Source organism: Micromonospora sp. NPDC051925 (assembly GCF_044548625.1).
In the GTDB taxonomy this organism is placed as follows: Bacteria; Actinomycetota; Actinomycetes; order Mycobacteriales; family Micromonosporaceae; genus Micromonospora.
Window position 1 is genome coordinate 113,692 of the sequence record NZ_JBIUCH010000019.1, and the last position, 19,503, is coordinate 133,194.

The 19,503-nt window shown below is 72.1% G+C and carries 15 protein-coding genes; 11 read left to right on the forward strand and 4 right to left on the reverse strand.

Annotated features, from left to right (window positions below):
* Positions 1-14: 14 nt before the first annotated feature.
* The 4 genes from ACIG87_RS24565 (at position 15) to ACIG87_RS24580 (ending at position 4,924) form a co-directional block, all read left to right on the forward strand.
* The gene (locus ACIG87_RS24565) at positions 15-1,202 is read left to right on the forward strand and encodes a glycosyltransferase (protein WP_396853534.1); all 1,188 of its coding nucleotides are present in this window, start codon (positions 15-17) and stop codon (positions 1,200-1,202) included.
* A gap of 104 nt (positions 1,203-1,306) precedes the next feature.
* The gene (locus ACIG87_RS24570) at positions 1,307-2,287 is read left to right on the forward strand and encodes an ATP-binding cassette domain-containing protein (protein ID WP_396853536.1); all 981 of its coding nucleotides are present in this window, start codon (positions 1,307-1,309) and stop codon (positions 2,285-2,287) included.
* A 23-nt stretch (positions 2,288-2,310) separates the two neighbouring features.
* Positions 2,311-3,075 (forward strand): ABC transporter permease, encoded by a 765-nt coding sequence (locus ACIG87_RS24575; protein WP_396853538.1) that lies wholly within the window; start codon positions 2,311-2,313, stop codon positions 3,073-3,075.
* A gap of 196 nt (positions 3,076-3,271) precedes the next feature.
* Entirely contained in the window at positions 3,272-4,924 is a 1,653-nt protein-coding gene (locus ACIG87_RS24580) for a class I adenylate-forming enzyme family protein (protein WP_396853539.1), read from the forward strand.
* A 200-nt stretch (positions 4,925-5,124) separates the two neighbouring features.
* Here ACIG87_RS24580 and ACIG87_RS24585 read toward each other — a convergent pair whose 3' ends face one another.
* Positions 5,125-10,590 (reverse strand): carboxyl transferase domain-containing protein, encoded by a 5,466-nt coding sequence (locus ACIG87_RS24585; RefSeq protein ID WP_396853540.1) that lies wholly within the window; start codon positions 10,588-10,590, stop codon positions 5,125-5,127.
* Between the two features lie 206 nt (positions 10,591-10,796).
* Entirely contained in the window at positions 10,797-11,720 is a 924-nt protein-coding gene (locus ACIG87_RS24590; RefSeq protein ID WP_396853541.1) for an NmrA family NAD(P)-binding protein, read from the reverse strand.
* A gap of 91 nt (positions 11,721-11,811) precedes the next feature.
* Here ACIG87_RS24590 and ACIG87_RS24595 point away from each other — a divergent pair, with 91 nt between their 5' ends.
* Positions 11,812-12,378, forward strand: a complete 567-nt coding sequence (locus tag ACIG87_RS24595) for a TetR/AcrR family transcriptional regulator (protein WP_396853543.1) — start codon at positions 11,812-11,814, stop codon at positions 12,376-12,378.
* A gap of 13 nt (positions 12,379-12,391) precedes the next feature.
* On the opposite strand, the gene ACIG87_RS24600 is transcribed toward ACIG87_RS24595, so the two are convergent.
* Entirely contained in the window at positions 12,392-13,099 is a 708-nt protein-coding gene (locus ACIG87_RS24600) for a YoaK family protein (protein ID WP_396853545.1), read from the reverse strand.
* Positions 13,100-13,216: 117 nt separating this feature from the next.
* Here ACIG87_RS24600 and ACIG87_RS24605 point away from each other — a divergent pair, with 117 nt between their 5' ends.
* The 6 genes from ACIG87_RS24605 to ACIG87_RS24630 all read left to right on the forward strand — a co-directional run bounded on the left by ACIG87_RS24605 (position 13,217) and on the right by ACIG87_RS24630 (position 18,349).
* Positions 13,217-13,495: a hypothetical protein gene (locus ACIG87_RS24605; RefSeq protein WP_396853547.1), complete on the forward strand. Its 279-nt coding sequence runs from the start codon at positions 13,217-13,219 to the stop codon at positions 13,493-13,495.
* On the forward strand, positions 13,492-14,505 hold the full coding sequence (locus ACIG87_RS24610; protein ID WP_396853549.1) for a cupin-like domain-containing protein: 1,014 nt from the start codon (positions 13,492-13,494) through the stop codon (positions 14,503-14,505). The genes ACIG87_RS24605 and ACIG87_RS24610 overlap by 4 nt, the downstream gene beginning before the upstream one ends.
* A 119-nt stretch (positions 14,506-14,624) precedes the next feature.
* Entirely contained in the window at positions 14,625-15,167 is a 543-nt protein-coding gene (locus tag ACIG87_RS24615) for an SRPBCC family protein (protein WP_396853551.1), read from the forward strand.
* 245 nt (positions 15,168-15,412) lie between these two features.
* Positions 15,413-16,501 (forward strand): NYN domain-containing protein, encoded by a 1,089-nt coding sequence (locus ACIG87_RS24620; RefSeq protein ID WP_396853553.1) that lies wholly within the window; start codon positions 15,413-15,415, stop codon positions 16,499-16,501.
* 75 nt (positions 16,502-16,576) lie between these two features.
* A complete protein-coding gene (locus tag ACIG87_RS24625; RefSeq protein ID WP_091251726.1) occupies positions 16,577-16,795 on the forward strand; it encodes a hypothetical protein in 219 nt (72 codons plus the stop codon).
* Between the two features lie 288 nt (positions 16,796-17,083).
* On the forward strand, positions 17,084-18,349 hold the full coding sequence (locus tag ACIG87_RS24630; RefSeq protein ID WP_396853554.1) for a family 16 glycosylhydrolase: 1,266 nt from the start codon (positions 17,084-17,086) through the stop codon (positions 18,347-18,349).
* Between the two features lie 123 nt (positions 18,350-18,472).
* On the opposite strand, the gene ACIG87_RS24635 is transcribed toward ACIG87_RS24630, so the two are convergent.
* The gene (locus tag ACIG87_RS24635; protein WP_396853556.1) at positions 18,473-19,408 is read right to left on the reverse strand and encodes a superoxide dismutase; all 936 of its coding nucleotides are present in this window, start codon (positions 19,406-19,408) and stop codon (positions 18,473-18,475) included.
* Positions 19,409-19,503 lie beyond the last annotated feature (95 nt).

Below are 19,503 nucleotides of genomic sequence, written 5' to 3' on the forward strand. Positions count from 1 at the left end.
CCAGAATATCCGGCGTGGCCCGCTTCCTGTTCGTCGTCCTGCCGGTGGCGTCCCATCTCAACGCCCCGCTCGCCATCGGCCAGGCGCTCCAGGCCGCCGGGCACGAGGTGGCCTGGTGCGGGCCCCGCAGCGACCTGCGCCCGCTGATCGGCCCGGACGCGACGCTCTACCCGACCGGTAAGCGGTACTTCCGCAACGGCGACGAGTCGGGCATGGCCTCGGTGCGCAGCCTCTGGGAGGGGCACGTGCTGCCGGTCAACCGGTTCATCCGGGACGCCGCCGACCAGGCGGTCGCGCACTACCGGCCCGACGTCGTCGTCGTCGACCAGTACGCGCTGGCCGGCGCGTTGGCCGCGCACCGGCACGGGGTACGGTGGGCCACCTTCTGCGTCGGCACCCTGGAGCTGACCCCGCCGACCCGGGAGATGCCCGAGTTCACCGACTGGGTGCGGGCGCAGTTGCCCCGGGTCTGGGCGATGACCGACCTGCCCGTCGACGAGACGATCGACCTGCGGTTCTCGCCGTACCTGGTGATCGGCCTGACCAGCGCGGCGTTGACCGGCTCGACGCCGCTGCCGGCGCAGTGCGTGCTGACCGGCCCGGCCCTGGGCCACCGTCCCGACGCACCGGGCTTCGCCTGGGACGCCTGGGATCCCGGCCGCCGGCACGTCCTGGTCACCGTCGGGACCATGGCCGAGCACCTGGCCCGGGACTTCTACCAGCGGATGATGGCGGCGACGGCACCGCTCGCCGACCGGGTGCAGGTGGTGCTCACCGCCCCGGCCGACCTGGTGCCCGATCCGCCGGCGCACGTGCTGGTCGCGCCCCGGGTGCCGGTGCTGGAGTTGATGCCCCGGCTGGACGCGGTGGTCTCCCACGGGGGGCTGGGCACCGTCTCCGAGGCGCTCGCCCACGGCGTCCCGGTGATCGTCGCGCCGATCCGGCACGACCACCCGACGGTGGCCCGGCAGGTGGCTGACGCGGGCGCCGGCATCGAGGTCTCCTTCCGGTCGGCGACCCCGGCGGAGCTGACCGCCGCGCTCACCGCCGTCCTCGACGAGCCGGGCTACCGGGCGCAGGCCCGCCGCGTCGGCGAGTCGTTCGCCGCCGCCGGTGGCGCGGTCGCGGCGGCCCGGCACCTCGTCGCCCTGGCCGGTCGACACATCGACCATTGTCCTACGGGTACGGCCACACTAGCCTGACCTGGCGCACCCGCGCGGTCGTCGCCGTCGACGGACGACACCGACGTGGCCCGGCGTCGTCCAGCCGACCGGCCGCTCAGCTGGCCGCCGCACGAGGAGGCTCGATGATCGAGGCCACCGGCCTCCGCAAGTCCTACCGGGTCGGGCGTGGCCGTAACGCGGGCACGGTCGAGGCGGTGCGCGGGGTGGACTTCGCCGTGGGGCGCGGCGAGATCGTCGGGTTCCTCGGCCCCAACGGCGCGGGCAAGTCCACCACCCTGCGGATGCTGGCCACGTTGATCCGCCCCGACGGGGGCAGCGCGACGATCGCGGGCGTCGACCTGCTGCGGGCACCCGCCCAGGTTCGCCGGCAGATCGGTTTCGTGGCCCAGGCCAGCGGCACCTACGACGACTCGACCGCCCGCCGGGACCTGGTGCTCCAGGCCAGGCTGTACGGCCTGGGCAAGGCCGAGGCGCAGCGCCGGGCCGAAGCGGCCATCGGGGCGTTCCAGCTCGACGACTTCGCCGACCGCCGGATCAGGACGTACTCCGGGGGGCAGCGTCGGCGGCTCGACGTCGCGCTCGGTGTCATCCACTCGCCCCAGGTCATCTTCCTGGACGAGCCGACCGCAGGGCTCGACCCACCCAGCCGGGTCCGCATGTGGCAGGAGGTCCGGCGGCTGCGCGAGGAGGGCATGACGGTCTTCCTCACCACGCACTACCTGGACGAGGCCGACACCCTGTGCGACCGGGTCTCCATCATCGACGGTGGCCTGATCGTCGCCGAGGGCACCCCGTCGGACCTCAAGCGGGAGATCTCCGGGGACGTGGTCGCGATCGACCTCACCCGGACCGACGTCGCGGACGGCCCGGCCGACGTCGATCTCCCGGTCGCCACGAAGCTGCTGGCCGAGCAGCCCTACGTGCACTCGTCGGAGGCCGTCGACGGCACCCTGCGGCTGTACGTGGACAGCGCCGCGACCGCCATCCCGCAGATCATGCGCACCCTGCTGGGCAGGGGAATCGAGCCCGGGGCGATCGAGGCCCGCCGGCCCAGCCTCGACGACGTCTTCCTGGCCAAGACCGGCCGGTCACTCGAGGAGTGACCGCCGGTGCGAGAGGAGCCGCAGTGAAACTGGTCCGGGACACCTGGCTGATCTTCCAGCAGGAGGTCGGCCTGATGGTGCGCAACCCGGTGATGGTCGCGTTCAGCCTGGCCCAGCCCATCACCTACCTCGTCCTGTTCGCCCCGTTCCTCAAGGTGGTGATGGTCGATCGCGGTGCCTCCACGTACGCGGACGCCTACCGCATCTACGTGCCCGGCCTGTTCGTGGCGATGGGCCTGTTCGGTGGTCTGTTCGCCGGCTACGGGTTGCTCAGCGCACTGCGGGCCGGCATCATCGACCGGTGCCGGGTGACCCCGGTCAGCCGGACCGGCCTGCTGCTGGGCCGGGCCCTGATGCACGTCTGCCTGAACGTGGTGCAGGCGGTGATCATCACGCTCGTGGCGCTGCCGTTCGGCCTGCGCGTGCACCTGGGCAACCTGCTCGTCTCGTACGCGCTGCTGGCGGTGATGGTGCTGCTGAGCACCTCGATCTCGTACGACATCGCCCTGTTGGTGCGCAACGAGAACAGCCTCGGCGTGCTGGTCAACACCGTGGGTCAGCCGGTGTCGCTGCTCGCCGGGGTGCTCATCCCGCTCGTGCTGGCTCCGTTGTGGATCCAGCAGGTCGCGTTCTGGAACCCGTTCGCCTGGGCGACCAACGGCATGCGGGCGTTGTTCAACGGCCAGATCGGCCAACCCGTGGTCTGGCAGGGCGCCCTCATCATGATCGGGCTGGCCGCGGTCAGCCTGGTGTGGTCGTCCCACCTGTTCAACCGCGAGGTCTCCTGACGCCCGGTGCGGGTCGCGCACCCTCGGCGGAGAGTGGGCGCGGCGGCGTCGGCGTGCGGGCGCCGGAGGCGGCGTACCCACGATTGATGTTGGCCATTGTCTGGCGGTGGTCGGCGCTCTAGCCTGAGCGTGTCCCGGATCGGCCGCTGCGCCGGGGTGCGGCGGCCGTGAGCGTGTCAGGTGAGGAGACGACTCGTTGGGTGCCGACAACTTCCGGGCGACCTTGGCTGCCGACATGGAGCTGGGGGCCGGCAACGTGCTGCTCCGGCTGGCCGAACACGGCGCCGACCCGGACTCGCCACGGGTGACCTTCGACGTCGACGTCGACGGCATCCCCGCCTGGACGCCGCTGTCGCTGGCCACCCTGACCGCCCGGGTGGCCGCCCGCGCGGACTGGTTCCGGCGGCGCGGCATCGGGTGGCGCGACCCGGTCGCGATCTACGTGACCTCCGCGCCCGACGTGTTCCTCAACTTCCTGGCCCTCAACCGGCTCGGTGCGATCCCGGCCCTGATGAACGGCAACATGCCGATCGAGCTGGCCGCCGAGTTCATCCGGCGGCTGCGCGGTGTCGGGGTGGTCGTCGACGCCGACCACGCCGCGCTGCGCGAGCACGACCTCGGGGTGCCGATCCTCGGCGACGCCGCGGAGACCGGCACCGGCGACCCCGACCAGGCCCCGCCGCACTACCGCCACCACCCCGAGGACCCGGTGGTCATCACCCACTCGTCGGGCACCACCCGGGTGCCGGCCGCGATCGTCCACTCGCACCACGGGCTGTTCGCCGCCGTCCGGGCGGTCCGGCTCACCGAGTCCCGCCCCTACGGCGAGGTGCGGGAGCTGTCCGTCCTGCCGGCCGCGCACGCCGCCGGCATCATCACCGTCAACCAGGCGCTGTGCAACGGCTACCAGTTGCTCTACCTGTCGGCGCAGGGCGGCCCGTTCGAGCGCAGCGCCGAGACGATCCTCGACGCCATCGAACGCTGGCGGCCGACCGGGGTCTTCGGGTTCGCGGTGACCTGGTCCGAGTTGGCCCGGTACGACCTCACCACCCGTGACCTGAGTTCGGTGCGCAACTGGTTCAACACCGGGGACTGCGCCCACGAGTCACACGTACGCCGGCTGGTCGCCGTGGGCAGCCACCCCACGTACACCCGGGACGGCATGGTCGACGTGCCCGGTTCCAAGTTCATCGACATGCTCGGCTCCACCGAGATGGGCCACGGCGCGTTCCGGATCAGCCACCGCCTCGGCAGCGACCACTACGACCGCTGCGTCGGCAAGCCGTACCCGTTCGCCCAGATCGCCCTGCTGGACGTGACCACCGGTGAGGAGGTCGCCGAGGGGCAGGTCGGGCACGTCGGGCTCAAGTCGCCGACCCTGGCTATCGGGTACTGGAACGACTCGGTCAACACCTTCCGCACCCGGCTCAACGGCTACTACCTCACCGGTGACCTGATGTACCGCGACCCGGACGGCAACTACCACCACGTCGACCGGGCCAGCGACGCGGTCGACCTCGGCGACGGCAACTGGCTGTACACGGCGCTGTCCGAGGAACGCATCCTGAAGCACTGCCCGGACGTCCGTGACTGCACGGTCATCGCGGCCCGGGAGGCCGACGACCGTACCGTCACCGAGGTGCTGCTCCTGCTCGCCGAGGACGCCGACCCGGCGCTCGACCGGTCCGACCAGGTCCGCGCCGCGCTCGGCCCGGTGGTCGGCGGGACGCTCCGGCGGGTGGTCACCGTTCCCGCCGACGGCGTGGTGATGGGTCCGACGGGCAAGGTCCGCAAGTTCCTGATGCGCCAACGACTGCTGGCGGACGCGGGTACCCCCGGCACACCGTGACCCGACCGGACCGCCGGTGAGTCGGCCCCTCGTCGTCCCCGGCGGTGGCGGCCGGCTCGCGGACGGTCCGCGCCCCGCACCGGTTCTCCCACCCGGCCCCGGCTGCCCGGACAGCGATATGCCGCTGCGTCACGAACATGACGCAGCGGCACATCGGCCAGCCGGGCACTACTCCGCGGCGGTCGCCCGGACGGGCCGGGTCACCGCAGGCGGGACTCGATCGCCTCGATGATGCGGGGGCGGAGTTCGGCGGCCCGGATCACCGCGTCGACCGAGCCGACCTCCACCGCCCGCTGGATGTTGTGCACCCGGTCGAACTCCGCCGCCACCTCGCCGAGCTTCTCCGCGCGGACCGACGAGCGGGTCTCGTCGAGTTCCGCGGTCAACGCGGCCCGCTCGGTGCCGGTGGCCGCCGCGACCCGGGCCTCCAGGTCGCGTACCCGCAGGTCGGCGGCGGTACGGGCGTTGACGTCGCCGGAGAACACCACCGCCGCGGCGGGAGCGCCGCCGAGCACGGAGGCGAACGAGCCCTCCAGCGCCAGCACGGTCATGTTCGGGTTCAGCGCCTTGGAGAAGACCACGAACGCCCCACCGTGGTACCGGGAGATCACGCAGAACACGATGGGCCCACGGAAGTTGACGATCGCCCGGCCGATCTCGGCGCCGTACTCCAGTTGCAGTTTGCGCATCGACTCGGGCGAACCGTCGAAGCCCGACAGGTTGGCCAGCACCACCAGCGGCCGGTTGCCGCTGGCCGCGTTGATCGCCCGCGCGGCCTTCTTCGACGACCGGGGGAACAGGGTGCCCGCGGTGTAGGTGTCCGGGCCGTCGGTGGGTGGGAAGCCCCGCCGGGGCACCGACCGCGACTCGATGCCGAGCAGGCAGACCGGCATGCCGCCGAGGTGGACGTCCTGCACCACCGCGGTCTCCGCGTCGGCCATGCCCGCCCAGCGCTCCAGCACCGGGTGGTCCTGGTCGGAGAGCGCGCGCATCACGGTCCGGATGTCGAACGGCTTCTTGCGGTCCGGGTTCGCCCCGGCGGAGAAGATCTCGCCGACGGTGGTGAAGTCGCTGCCGGCCACGGTGTGCGGGAAGGGGGAGATGTCCCGGTCGACCGGGTCGATGGTGGTCGACCGGCGCGGCGCGTCCTCCCCGGGCGCGACGTACGTGTGGTCGTAGTACGACATCAGCACGTCCCGCGCCGCCGTCAGGTTCGGCGCCCAGTACTGCGCCTGCCCGTTCGGACCCATCACCCGGTCGTAGCCGCCGATGCCGAAGTTGTCCTCGGCGGACACCCCACCGGAGAAGTCGAGCGACTGCTTGCCGGTGAGCACCATAGCGGCCTCCGGCGTCATCACCAGGATGCCCCGGGTGTGCATGAGCATCGTCGCCTCGGCGTTCCAGTACGGCTGGGCGCCCACGTTGATCCCCGCGACGACGATGTTGATCTCGCCGCCGTCCTGGGTGAACTCGACGATCCGCTTCAGTGCCGCCGCCACCCAGTCCATGTTCTCCGTGCCGGAGCTCATGGAGATCCGCGCGCCGGCCGACAACGCGTACCACTCCAGTGGTACCCGCAGCTGCTCGGCCAGGTCCAGGGCGGCGATCACCCGGCGGCACTCGGCCTCGGACAGCGCGCCGAGCGACTTGGTGGGGTCGCCGAGCAGCACCACCCGGGTGACGCCCTGCGGGTGCCTCGGGGTCGGCGTGGTGACCACACCCGCGACGATCGCCGCGGTGTTGCGCCCCCGGGGCCGGTCCACCGGCACCAGCGCGTGGTCGCCGTCGAGGTCGTACTCGACGAACTGGCCGAGCAGCCCGGTCAGCTCGTACGGGTACACCGTGTTGCGGCTGCTGGCGCGCAGCACCTTCAACCGGTAGTCGTCGAGCGGCTCGACCGGGTCGACCGGCGGCTCGCCCATGGTCAGCTCGGCCCCGCCGGTGGCGTCGAAGGAGATCCGTACCGCGACCTTCGTCAGCTCGCCGGTGCGGCGGTCGCGCTGCCGCGCGATGAACAGGATCTCCTCCAGGCCGGCGCCAATGGTCGTCGGGCGGACCCGCCCGGCGATCATCTCCATCTCCTCGCGGGTCAGGTCGCTCGGCGGCCAGACGTAGATCACGATCCGGTTGGTGTGGAAGCGGGTCTTCGACGGGCGGCGGATCTGCGCCCGGCGGATCGAGTCCAGGCAGGTGGCGACGATGTCCTCGGCCGTCGGCAGGGCGACCAGTCGCCCATCGTGCTCGCGCAGCGCGGTCAGGTCACGCACCTGCGCGAACGCGATGAGCCGTTCGTCCGACGGGTTCTCCCGCGCCACGCACTGGAAGAGGTAGACCTCCTCGTCCGACGACGGCAGCCGGGTCAGGTCGAACTTGCGCAGCCGCTCCAACTGCATCCGCTGCGCGATGTACGGGTGCAGGCCCCGGATCAGCCGCTCCTCGCTCATCCCCGTGCTCGACGGGCGGAAGGTGAAGTGGTGGTGCATCAGCGCGCCGCCGCGCCCGGCGACGGTGGTGGTGAGCCGACGGACCTGGGCCGGTAGCGGCTGCGCGTTGACGACCTCCAACAGCGCGGCGACCATCGCGTCGAAGTCCTCCGGCTGGTTCTCCCAGCCGAGGTAGATGTCGGCGTCGACGGCGGACCCGTCGTCGGCCAGCTCGGCGAGCCCGCGCAGCGCGTCGCCCAGCGCGTCGAACCGTACCGCGGCGGAGACCAGGCTGGAATCGGCCCGCTCGGCGACCACGAACGTGCAGCCGGCGACCCGACGGGTGCGTACGTCGGTGAGCCCCTTGTTGCCGTAGTACCGCCGGGTCAGCACCTCCAGCATCACCGCGTTGTCGAGGTGGTCCCGGACGAGCCGTTGGCCGAGCAGCCGGACCAGCGGCTCGGTGCTGCGGACCATCTCGGCGACCCGCTCGGCGCGGTCCGCCGCCTCCGGGTGCCCGTCCAGGTGGCGCAGGTGTCGGCGGACCGAGGCGTAGACGCGGGCGCGGTTGCGCAGCAGCAACGGCTGGGCGAACCAGGCGAACACCACGCCGCGCGCCAGATCGGCGACCACGGGGAAGCGGACCTGGGTCGCGGCCACCAGCCGCTCCAACGCGAGGCCGGCGGGCTCGCGCAGCACCGCGTCCGGCGGCGGCTCGAGCAGCCAGGCGCGCAGCAGCGTCGCGACGACCGTGGCGTCGGCGGACGCCCGCTGCTGGGCGAGGAAGATCCGGAACACGGCGGCCTCGAGCCCGGGGGAGCGCTCCAGATCGGTGACGCCGTAGTGCCCCAGCGCCTTGGCCAGCTTGGCCTGGAAGGCCGCCGGCAGCCCGGCCCGCTCGACGTCGAGGCTCTGCAGGTAGGTGTGGAAGTACTCGCGGGCGCTGGGGACGTGGCTGTCGCTGCCACCGTCCTCGCCGGTCAGCCGGTTGCGGCTGAGTTCGGCGAGATCGGCGAAGACGTCGACGAGGTCGATCTCCTCGGCCAGCGGACGGTGACCGTCCTCGGCGGCCGTTGCCCGCGCGGCGAGGTAGTCGTCGAGCACCCGGCGCTCGTCGTGCGGGTCGACGTCGAAGCCCAGCAGCAGGCCGCGGAGGTCCTCCTGGCCACGCCGGGAGCGCTCGACCGCCGGGACCTGTGCGGGTGCGACGGGCAGGTCCAGCGCTACCGGTGCGGCGGTGGGCGCGTTCGTGGGCTCGTCGGCGTCGTCGGCGAGCGGCTCCAGCCGCAGCAGCGCCGCGCCGGCCTCCACCTGGCTGCCCACCGAGACGCCGCACTCCTTGAGCCGGGCCCGGAACGGCGCCCGCAGCACCGTCTCCATCTTCATCGCCTCGAGCACCAGCACCGGTGCGCCCGCCTCGACCTCGGCACCCACCTCCACCGGCGTCGCGACGACCAGCGCGGGCATCGGTGAGCGGACCACGCCGCCCTCGTCGCGGCCGACCCGGTGCGTCACGCCGTCCACCTCGACCAGGTGGATCGCCCCGTGGGTTCCGGTGAGCAGGCGGTACCGCGCGCCGTTGACGACGATCTGCCCGGTGTGCCGGTCGAAGCGGTCCAACTCGACGTCGGCGGTGCGTACGTCGGCACCGGACTCGATGCCGACCCGGAACCGGTGCGCGCCGACCCGGGCCACCCGCATCCGGTAGCCGACGCCCCGCAGTTTGAGGTCCAACGGCCGGCCGCTGACGTGCTGCACCTGCGGACGCCCGCCGGACGCCGTCGACAGCAGCCGCTGTTGCTCGACGCGCTCCTGCTCCTCGTACGCCTCGATCGCGGCGGCGGCGAGCGCGACGGCGGAGTGCCGGTGCGAGACGAGGCGGCCCTCGCCGCGCACCCGGTCGATCCAGCCGGTGTCGGCGCTGGCGTCGATCACCTCGGGCTGGTCGAGCAGGTCGAGCACGAAGCTCTTGTTCGTCGCGCCACCCTCGATGATCACGGTGGTGTTGGCCATCGCCCGGCGCAGCCGGCCGAGCGCCTCGTCGCGGTCCCGACCGTAGGCGATGATCTTCGCGATCATCGAGTCGAAGTCGGCGGGGATGGTGTCGCCCTCGCTCACCCCGGTGTCCACCCGGATGCCCGGCCCGGCGGGCAGGTCCAGCCGGGCGATCCGGCCCGGGGCGGGGGCGAAGTCGCGGTCCGGATCCTCGGCGTTGAGCCGGGCCTCGATGGCGTGCCCGCGCTCCACCGGCGGCAGGCCCTCCAGCCGGCCGCCCGCCGCGACGTGCAGCTGCGCCTTGACCAGGTCGAATCCGGTGGTCAGCTCGGTGATCGGGTGCTCCACCTGGAGTCGGGTGTTGACCTCCAGGAAGGCGAAGAGCCGGTCGCCGGGGTGGTAGAGGAACTCGACGGTCGCCGCGCCGCTGTAGCCGACCGCGACGGCCAGCCGCTCGGCCGACGACTTGAGTTCGGCCGTCTGATCCGGGCTGAGCACCGGCGAGGCCGACTCCTCGATGACCTTCTGGTTGCGCCGCTGCACCGAGCAGTCCCGGACGCCCAGCGCCCAGGCGGTGCCCCGACCGTCCGCGATCACCTGGACCTCGACGTGCCGGGCACCGGTGACCAGGCGTTCCAGGAACACGATCCCGCTGCCGAAGGCCCGCGCCGCCTCCTGGCTGGTGCGCTGGTAGGCGTCGGCCAGTTCGGCGTCGCTGGTGACGACCCGGATGCCCCGTCCGCCACCGCCCGCGGTGGCCTTCAACATCAGCGGGTAGCCGATCTCGGCGGCCGCGGCGATCGCGGCGTCCAGGGTCTCCACCGCGCCCCGGCTCCACGGCGCGACCGGCACGCCGACCTCCTCGGCGATCAACTTCGCGCCGATCTTGTCGCCGAGCTTGCGCATGGCGTCCGGGCTCGGCCCGACGAAGGTGACCCCGATCTTCTCGCACAGCTCCGCGAAGGCCGGGTCCTCGGCGACGAAACCCCACCCGACCCAGGCGGCGTCGGCCCCGGTCTCGGTGAGGGCGTGTTCGAGCTTCTTCAGGTCGAGGTACGGCCGGGCGGAAGCGGGACCGAGGTCGTAGGCGATGTCGGCCTCGCGGACGAACGTGGCGGTGCGATCGACGTCGGTATACAGGGCGACGGTCTCGATCCGGGTGTCGGTCTGCGCGGCCAGCTCTCGGACCGCGTGAATGAGGCGCATCGCGGCCTCACCCCGGTTGACGATGGCGACACGGCTGAACACTCGACCGACTCCTCCGGTAGACCCACGAGTACGCGCCGCGAGGTATTGACCCCCGACAGCGATCACCCTTCCGCGTGCCGGGCGGTAGCGCCATGTCGTAATCACCGAACCCTGAGCGGTGCCCGTTGTAGGAATCCCACAAAAGTTTTTGGCCTTCCCCGCCCGTGCTGGGTGGTTCCGCACCGCCCACCGCAGGTCGGGGGAGGTCAGGCGTCGGCCTGCAGGTGCTCCCGCGCCCAGGTGTCGAAGCTGGTGAGTGGAATGCCGAGTTCCCTCGCGTACTGCGGGCGGCCCGGCTGGGGGACCGCGTTCAGCCACTCGTGGTTGGCGCCCATCGCCGGCATGCCGGCGGCGAGGGCCTCCGATTCGGTCATCTCGGGTGCGGACAATCGGGTGCCCAGGGCGCGGGAGAGCACCTCGGCGATCTCCGTCATCGACAGGTGGTCGCTGGCCAGTTCCAGTTCGACCCGGTCGAACCGTTCCGGGTCGGCGATGGCTGCGGCGGCGGCCCGGCCGATGTCGTCTACCGCGACCAGGGACAGCCGGGTCGCCGGGTTCAGGACGCTGACCAGGCCGCCCTCGACGCCGCGCGGAAACAGGAACGCCATGGACGGGAGGAAGTTCTCCATGAAGAAGCCCGGCTTGAGCAGCGTCCAGTGGGGGAAGCCGGCCGCCCGCACCCGATCCTGGATCGCGCTCTTGGCACCCAGCACGGGTGCCATCGACGGCCAGCGCCCCTCGGCCCAGCCGGGAGCCTCGACGTGCTGGCCGGCACCGGTGACGGAGGTGTGCACGAACTGTGGCACACCGGCGGCCCTGGCGCCCTCGACCAGGTTGATTCCCTGGGTCACCTCGCCGGCGAAGTCGAAGCCCTCGGCACTCATGGCGGGCATCTGCACGGAGAAGACGGCGCGGCTGCCCTCGGCGGCCCTGACCACCGAAGCGCGATCGTGCAGATCGCCGGTGACCAGCTCGACGCCGAGCGCCGCGACGGCCCTGGCCCGGTCGGTGGCCGGGTCGCGCACCAGGGCGCGGACGGGAACCCCGGCCGCGCGTAGGGCGCGGACGGTCGCACCTCCCTGCCGACCGGTGGCACCGGTGACCAGGACGGGGGCGGAAGCTGTGGACATGGTGCTCCTTCGGTTAAACGGCGGGGCCCGCCGTTTGCTGTCGGGTACGATACGGCGGGCCCCGCCACTTAACAAGCTCGGAGAGGACGCCATGCCCGACGGCCAGCGCGCCGATGCCCGGCGCAACTACACGCGCATCCTCGCCGTGGCCGAGCGGGAGGTCGCCGCCCACGGCGCTGGTGCCTCCCTGGAGCAGATCGCCCGCACCGCGGGGGTCGGCTCGGCGACCGTCCGCCGCCACTTCCCCACCCGCCGGGCCCTGCTGGAGGCGGTCTCCCGGGAACGGATCGAGGCCCTGCGGGTGCGCGCCCAGGAGTTGACCGCCCGGGGCGACAGCCGGGAGGCGCTCCTGGAATGGCTCGGTGACGTCGTCACCTACTCCATCTCGGCCCGAGGACTGGCCGCCGCACTGGCCTACGACGGGGCCCAGGCCGAACCGGTGCACGAGAACAGCTGCTCGGCGACGCTGGAGGAAGCGGCCGGCCCGTTGCTGCGCCGCGCCGTACGCGACGGCACGGTCGCGGCAGACGTCACGGTCGTGGACCTGATCACGCTGATCGTCGGCATCGTCCTGGCCACCGAGCACCACCCCGACCCCGCCGTCCGGGCGAACCGGTTGTTCCGACTGGCCGTGGCGGGACTGAGCCCGCAGGACTGAACCCGACGCCTGGTCAGCGGCCGTCGGCGGTCGACCCGTCGTCCGCCGCCGCCGCGGCGACCTCCCGGTGGCGGATCACCGCGATCAGCCCCGTGCCGACCGCCAACAGCACGCCGGCCACGACCAGAGCCACCGCCCCGCTCACCCGCAACGTCAGCACCGCGGAGACGAAGGCGCCCAGCCCCATCGCGGTGATCGCCCCCAGCCGACGGACCCACGCCGTACCGGGGCCGCCGGCGGCGCGGCTGTCGGTGGAGAGGTTCACCATGGTCATCGTCACCACCACCGTGGAGAGGTCCCGGATGCCGATGTGCTTGACCGCTGCCGCCTGCGCGCCGAGCACCAGGGCGAGCAGGCCGGTGACGACCAGCATCGCGCCGTGTGCCGGCGGGCCGGTGGCGAGCCAGATACCGGCCAGGGCGAGCGTCAGCACACCGCCGCCGACCAGGATGGCCAGTCCGGCGGCGGGCAGCTTCGCCGGCCCCGACGCGCCCCGGGTCAACCGGGCGGCGAGCACCGCGCCGAGCATGAACGCCAGCAGGGCCACCAGGTTGTTGAGCACCGGCAGGCCGGACACCCCGGCCAACCCGAAGCCGATGAACAGCACGTTGCCGGTCATGTTGCCGGTGAAGACCCGGTCCAGGGCCAGGTAGCTGACGCCGTCGACCGCGCCGGTCGCCGCGGTCAGCACCAGCAGCGGCAGCTCGTACCTCTTCGTCATGGCCCTTTCCGATGATCGTTTCCGGCCGGGATTCTACCCATGGCCTGCTGAAACGTCCCGGGCGGCCGGGACGGCGGTCCCTGGTGGTCGGGATGTGACGGCCCGTTGACTGGGCTCATGACGAACCTCCCGGACCACTTCCCCGCCCACGTCAAGGGCTCCTACGTCAACTGCGAGGAGCACGCCCGCGAGGCGCGGCTCACCCCGCCTCCGGACCACATCCCCGCCCACGTCAAGAACTCCTACGTCAACTGCGCCGAGTACCGGCGGCAGCCCCGGCTCACCCCGCCGCCGGCCGTCGAACACCTTCCCGCGCACGTCAAGAACTCGTACCCGACCTGCCCGGAGGCGGCGCGGCCGGCCCACCTCACCGTGGTCCCGGCGGCCGTGGCATGACCACCCTCGTCCCGCCCCGACTCGACTCCGCGTGGCGGGAGTGGCTGGTCGAGAACCTGGCCATGGGCGCGTCGGTGGAGCAGGCGCGGGCCGCCGCCGTCGCCGGGTCCGCAGCCCCGGAGGCCGTCGACGCCGAGCTGCGGGAACTCACCGCCCACCCGTACTTCGCGGTGTGCCGCCGGCTCGCGCTGCGCTACGACTGGATGGAGTCGGTGCTCGACACGTACCGGACGCTGCGCAACAGCGACGGCGGTCGGACCCTGGACCGGCGCACCGACATCACGCCCGGGGAGTTCTTCGCCCGGTACTACTTCGGCAACCGACCCGTCGTGCTGGACGGTCTGATGGCCGACTGGCCCGCCCTCGGCTGGACCCTGGACGGCCTGGCGGCGGCCTGCGGCGACGCCGAGGTCGAGGTGATGACCGGGCGGGACGCCAACCCGGACCACGCCTGGCAGTACGACCGGCACCGCACCACCATGGCGTTCCGCGACTACCTGGCGCTGCTCGGCTCCGGCACCCGCACCAACGACTACTACATGGTGCCGCGCAACGAGAACTGGTCCGGGGCGCTGCGCCCGCTCGCCGCCGACGTGCGGACGCCGGAGGGCATCGTCGACCCGTCCGGGCTCGGGCACCTGCTGCTGGGGCCGGCCGGCACGGTGACCCCGCTGCACGTGGACAACAGCTCGGTGCTGCTCTGCCAGGTGCTCGGCCGCAAGCACGTCCGGCTGGTCCCGTCGTACGAGCGGCACCTGGTCTATCCGCGCGGCGGCACGTTCAGCGCGGTCGACGCGGCGCACCCGGATCTCACCCGGCACCCCCGGTACGCCGAGGCCACGGTGCTCGACACCGTGCTGGGGCCGGGGCAGATGCTGTTCGTCCCGGTGGGCTGGTGGCACTGGGTGGAGGCGTTGGAGGTCAGCGCCACCGTCAGCTTCCACCACTTCCGCACGCCGGGGCAGAACCACAAGATGGCGACGCCGCCGGCCGCCGGGCCGGACCGGTGACGCCGGTACGGCAACCGCCTCGCGGAGCCGAGCCGTCCGGCCGCCCGTCTCCGACATGCACTATCGTCGATCGCCTTGTCGATGATCCGGTGAGCCGGGTCTGAGCGAAGGTGGCGACGTTGCGTTATGCCGATGGGCCGGGCGTGGCCTACGAGGTCCACGTCGAGGCGACTCCGTCCCGGGTCTGGGAGCTGGTGACCGACATTCACCTGCCGGCCCGACTGAGCACCGAGTTGCAGCGGGTGGAGTGGCGCGACGGGGCGGACGGCCTGGCCATGGGGGCGAGCTTCGTCGGCTACAACAGCCACCCGAACGTCGGCGAGTGGCGGACCGCCTCGTACGTCACCGAGCTGGACCAGCAGCGGGTCTTCGGGTGGGTCGTCACCGACCTGGACGGCGTGTTCGCCGGCCCGGACGGCGTCCGTTCCACTGTCACGTCACCGTCAGCCAGCTGGCGTTTCGAGCTGCAAGCGGCGGAGACCGGCACCCGGTTGCGGCAGTCCGTGCGGATCGGTCCGGGCCGCTCCGGGCTCAGCGTGGTGATCGACCGGGCCCCGGAGCACGAGGAGCAGATCGTCGAGTTCCGGCTGGGCGAGCTCCGCTCCCACATCGAGTCCCTCCTGAACGGCATCAAGACCCTCGCCGAAACCCCCCACCCCTGACCCCCCCACCCCCCGCCCCCCACCCGTTACCACCCCCCGCCCCGCCCTGCGGGCGGCCCGGCACACGGCAGCGACCACCCGTCAGCGGTGATCAAGAGGTTTGCGTCAGCATCCGGCGACGCTGATGACGCAAACCTCTTGATCACCGAGGTGGGTGGGGTGGGGTGGGTGGGTGGGGAGATCCTGGGTGGGGTGGTTCGGCGCGGGGTGGGGTGGGGTGGGGTGTGCGGGCGTAGGCTGCCTGGGTGGATCAAGAGGATCGGATCGCGCTCTTTCTCGATTACGAGAACCTCGCGCTGGGGGCGCGGGAGCATCACGGTGGGCGGGCGTTCGACTTCCGCCCGATCGCCGACGCCCTCGCCGAGCGGGGGCGGGTGGTGGTGCGGCGGGCGTACGCCGACTGGTCGTACTTCGACGAGGACCGCCGGATGCTCACCCGCTCACACGTCGAGCTGATCGAGATCCCGCAGCGGATGGGGGCGTCCCGCAAGAACGCCGCCGACATCAAGATGGCGGTCGACGCGGTCGAGTTGGCCTTCGAGCGTGGCTACATCTCGACCTTCGTCATCTGCACCGGGGACAGCGACTTCACCCCGTTGGTGCACAAGCTTCGCGAGCTCAACAAGCGGGTCATCGGGGTCGGGGTGGAGAAGTCCACCTCGGCGCTGCTCCCGCCCGCCTGCGACGAGTTCCTCTACTACGACCGGCTGGAGGGCGTCGACGTCCTGCCGGTCCGCGGCCGGCGTGGCCGACCGGCCCGGCCGGCGGAACCCCAGCAGCTGGAACAGGTGGAGCAGGAACAGGCGGAGCCCGAGCGCCCGCCGGCCGCCGAGGAGCCGGTACGGGACGCGGACGCGCTCGCGGTGCTGGTCGCGCAGACCGTCGCCGGCCTCCAGGGCAGCTCCGACGGCGAGGTGACCGCCTCCCGGCTCAAGCGCACCCTGCTGCGCAAGGACCCCACCTTCAGCGAGTCCGACTACGGTTTCCGCACCTTCGGCGAACTGCTGCGCCACCTCGCCGGGCACAACGTCGTCGAGTTGGCGGAGGGGCCGGCCAAGGGTGATCCCGAGGTGTCCCTGCCCGAGCACGGCGACCAGGAGGTGGCCTTCGCGCTCCTGCGGGCCGTGGTGGCGGAACTGGCCGCGTCCGGTGGCCCGGTGGCGCTCTCCGGCCTCAAGAACCAACTCCGTCGGGCCCGCCCCGAGTTCAGCGAGAAGAAGCTCGGCTACCGCAGTTTCCTCCAGTTCTGCAAGGCCGCCGCCACCGCCGACGAGGTCGCGTTGGCCTGGAGCGCGGAGGCCGACGACTACCTGCTCACCCCCCGACAGGGGTGACCGGGGCGGGTCGGTGGGGGACCTCCACGAAGTCGTGACTCACGTCCTGAGGCCGATTTGCTATACGGTCGGCAAATGATGGTCGAGGAGCACTGGTGGAACGGTGACCCGAGCCCGCGCGGGCGGCGGGACGTGTACATCCGTACCGACGGGGAGGCCTGGGAGGTCCAGGCGCAGATCGGCGGGGCGTCGGGCCGCTCCCGCGTGCAGCAGTGCCCGAGCCGGGCGGCGGCGGTCATCCTCGCCGACGCCTGGCGTGGCAGCAACCCTTCCTGGCGCGGGCTGCATCACTGATCGGCCGGCCGGCGGGCGGTCCGCACCGCGTCCCGCCCGCACCCGGCCCCCGGCCAGTTCCGGGCTGAGCGCCCCCTTCGGGGAGGCCCGCCCCCTACCCCGATCCGCGCGCAACGCCCCTGATAACCGAGAGTGTCCATCTCGTCACCAGGGGGTTCCGGGTGGTCGTGGGTCCGACTTAACTGTCAACATTCTTGACAGAAGAGTGACGTATCGACATTCTTCGTGGAGAGCGCTCTCCCTGGCGGGCACCCGCCCGCCTCCGATGTCGCCCCGAAGGAGCCTCTCGTGCTCGGAACCCGACCCGTCCCACGGTCCCGATCCCTCGCCCGCGCGGCGGTCGCCCTCGTCACCCTCGCCGCCGCCCTCGTCCTGCCGGCCCAGACCGAGACCGCCTCGGCCGCCATCGGCGGCATCACCTGGCAGGACGAGTTCAACGCCTCCGCCGGCACCCCCGTCGACCAGAACAGATGGCGCTTCGACATCGGTGGCAGCGGCTGGGGCAACAACGAGCGCCAGTACTACACCAACAGCACCAGCAACGCCGTCCACGACGGACAGGGCAACCTGGTCATCACCGCCCGCAAGGAGAACCCGGCCAACTACCAGTGCCACTACGGCCGGTGCGAGTACACCTCCGCCCGGTTGCTCACCGCCGCCACCTTCAGCCAGGCGTACGGCCGGTTCGAGGCGCGCATCAAGATTCCGCGCGGCCAGGGCATCTGGCCGGCGTTCTGGATGCTCGGCAACGACATGGGCAGCGCCGGTTGGCCCAACGCCGGTGAGATCGACATCATGGAGAACATCGGCCGGGAGCCGAACACGGTCTACGGCACCGTGCACGGCCCCGGATACTCCGGCGGCGGCGGCATCACGGGCAGTCGCACCATCGGCCAGCCCCTCGCCGACACCTTCCACACCTACCGGGTGGACTGGGAGCCGAACCTGATCACCTGGTACCTCGACGGCGTCGAGTACCACCGGGTCGATCCGGCCCGGCTCGGCGGCAACCGCTGGGTCTTCGACCACCCGTTCTTCATGATCCTCAACGTGGCGGTGGGTGGCAACTGGCCCGGATACCCCGACGGCTCCACCCAGTTCCCCCAGCAGATGCTCGTGGACTACGTCCGGGTCTCCAGCTACGTGCCGGGCGGTGACAACCCGTCCCCCGGCACCACCCGGCTCAGGGGCGCGCAGAGTGGCCGGTGCATCGACATCCCGAGCGCCGACCCGGTGGACGGCGCCAAGCTCCAGATCTGGGACTGCAACACCACCGCCGCGCAGGCCTGGACCTTCGCCACCGACGGCACCGTCCGCGCGATGGGCAAGTGCATGGACCCGGCCTGGGCCGGCACCGCCAACGGCACCGAGGTCAACCTGGTCACCTGCAACGGCAACCCGGCCCAACGGTTCACCCTGAACGGCGCCGGTGACCTGGTCAACCTCAGCGCCAACCGGTGCGTCGACGTCCGTGACCAGAACCCCAACAACGGTGGCAAGCTGCACCTGTGGGACTGCCTCGGGGTGGCCAGCCAGAAGTGGTCCCGCGCCTGACCCGGACGGGCTGGCGCTCCACCGCAGCTCGGACGGCTGCCCGACAGTTCGACGAGGTAGGCCCCTCAGCATCCGCTGAGGGGCCTACCTCCGTGGTGTCCCCGCGTACCCCGGGGTGACTGGTCAGGCCGGGCTGACCGCGACGAGCGTGTACGGCGTGGTCGGCGTCGGCGTGGTGGTGAAGCGGGCATTCGGCAGATAGAGCCGGCCGAGCGCCTTGGCGACCGTGGTCGGCACGTCGAAGTCCGCATCGGTGAGCGTCCCGGTGACGGTGCCGGCGGTGCCCGACCCGTTCAGCGTGACCACGGCGATCTGCTGCAACCGGTTCTGCACCACGTAGAGGGTGTGGCCGTCGCGCAGCAGCCCGTCCCCGGCGACGAACGAGTAGCCGGGGACGTCGACCACAGTGGTCACCCCGGTGCTCCGGTCCACCCGGAACAGGCTCCCGGTGCTGGACTGCACCACGATCAACGCCCGGCCGTCCGGGGTGTCCACGATGCCGTTGACGTTGATCGCGTCGTCGACCTGCTGGTACGCCCCGGTCAGCGGCACCTGGGTGACGGCGTCGGCGGCGGGCAGCGCCCCGTGCCGGCCGAACGGCACCCGATAGAGCACCGGCCGGTACGAGTCGGTGAACCAGGCGGCGTCCCCGGTGAGCACGACGTCGTTGACGAAGGTGGGCGCGCTGGCGAACTGGTAGCTCGCCAGGACCCGCCCCGTTCGGGTGTCGACCACCCGGGCGTCCCCGGTGGTGCCCCCGGCGACGAAGAGCCGGTCGTGCGAGTCGATCTTCAGGCCGAGCGACGGGGTGCCGGTCGGCGGGCTGAGCTGGCTGCCGCGGCCGGTCACCAGGTCGACCCGCTGGATCGCGCCGGTGGCGCGGGAGCCGAGGTAGGCGTACCGGCCGGCGGTGGCGATGCCCTCGGGCTGGAAGCCGTCGGGCAGGGCGATGACGTCGGGGAGCTTCGCCGGGTGGGCCTGCGCCGGTGCCGCCGCGACTGTGGTCAGCAGCGTGCCGGTCAGGATGAGCGCGAGGGTGGTCCGGTGGCGTCGGTTCACTGTGCTCCTTCGGGCCGGCAGACCGGAGCCGGCGGTGATCCGCGCGGTGCCGGGCCTGCCGATGATCGGTGGGGCCAGGACCCTCCCGACTGTAC

Bases quoted from the DNA above. Each gene is read 5' to 3' on its own strand.
- ACIG87_RS24570 (WP_396853536.1), top strand. From the start codon at position 1,307: ATGATCGAGGCCACCGGCCTCCGCAAGTCCTACCGGGTCGGGCGTGGC.
- ACIG87_RS24590 (WP_396853541.1), bottom strand. From the start codon at position 11,720: ATGTCCACAGCTTCCGCCCCCGTCCTGGTCACCGGTGCCACCGGTCGG.
- ACIG87_RS24595 (WP_396853543.1), top strand. From the start codon at position 11,812: ATGCCCGACGGCCAGCGCGCCGATGCCCGGCGCAACTACACGCGCATC.
- ACIG87_RS24600 (WP_396853545.1), bottom strand. From the start codon at position 13,099: ATGACGAAGAGGTACGAGCTGCCGCTGCTGGTGCTGACCGCGGCGACC.
- ACIG87_RS24605 (WP_396853547.1), top strand. From the start codon at position 13,217: ATGACGAACCTCCCGGACCACTTCCCCGCCCACGTCAAGGGCTCCTAC.
- ACIG87_RS24610 (WP_396853549.1), top strand. From the start codon at position 13,492: ATGACCACCCTCGTCCCGCCCCGACTCGACTCCGCGTGGCGGGAGTGG.
- ACIG87_RS24625 (WP_091251726.1), top strand. From the start codon at position 16,577: ATGATGGTCGAGGAGCACTGGTGGAACGGTGACCCGAGCCCGCGCGGG.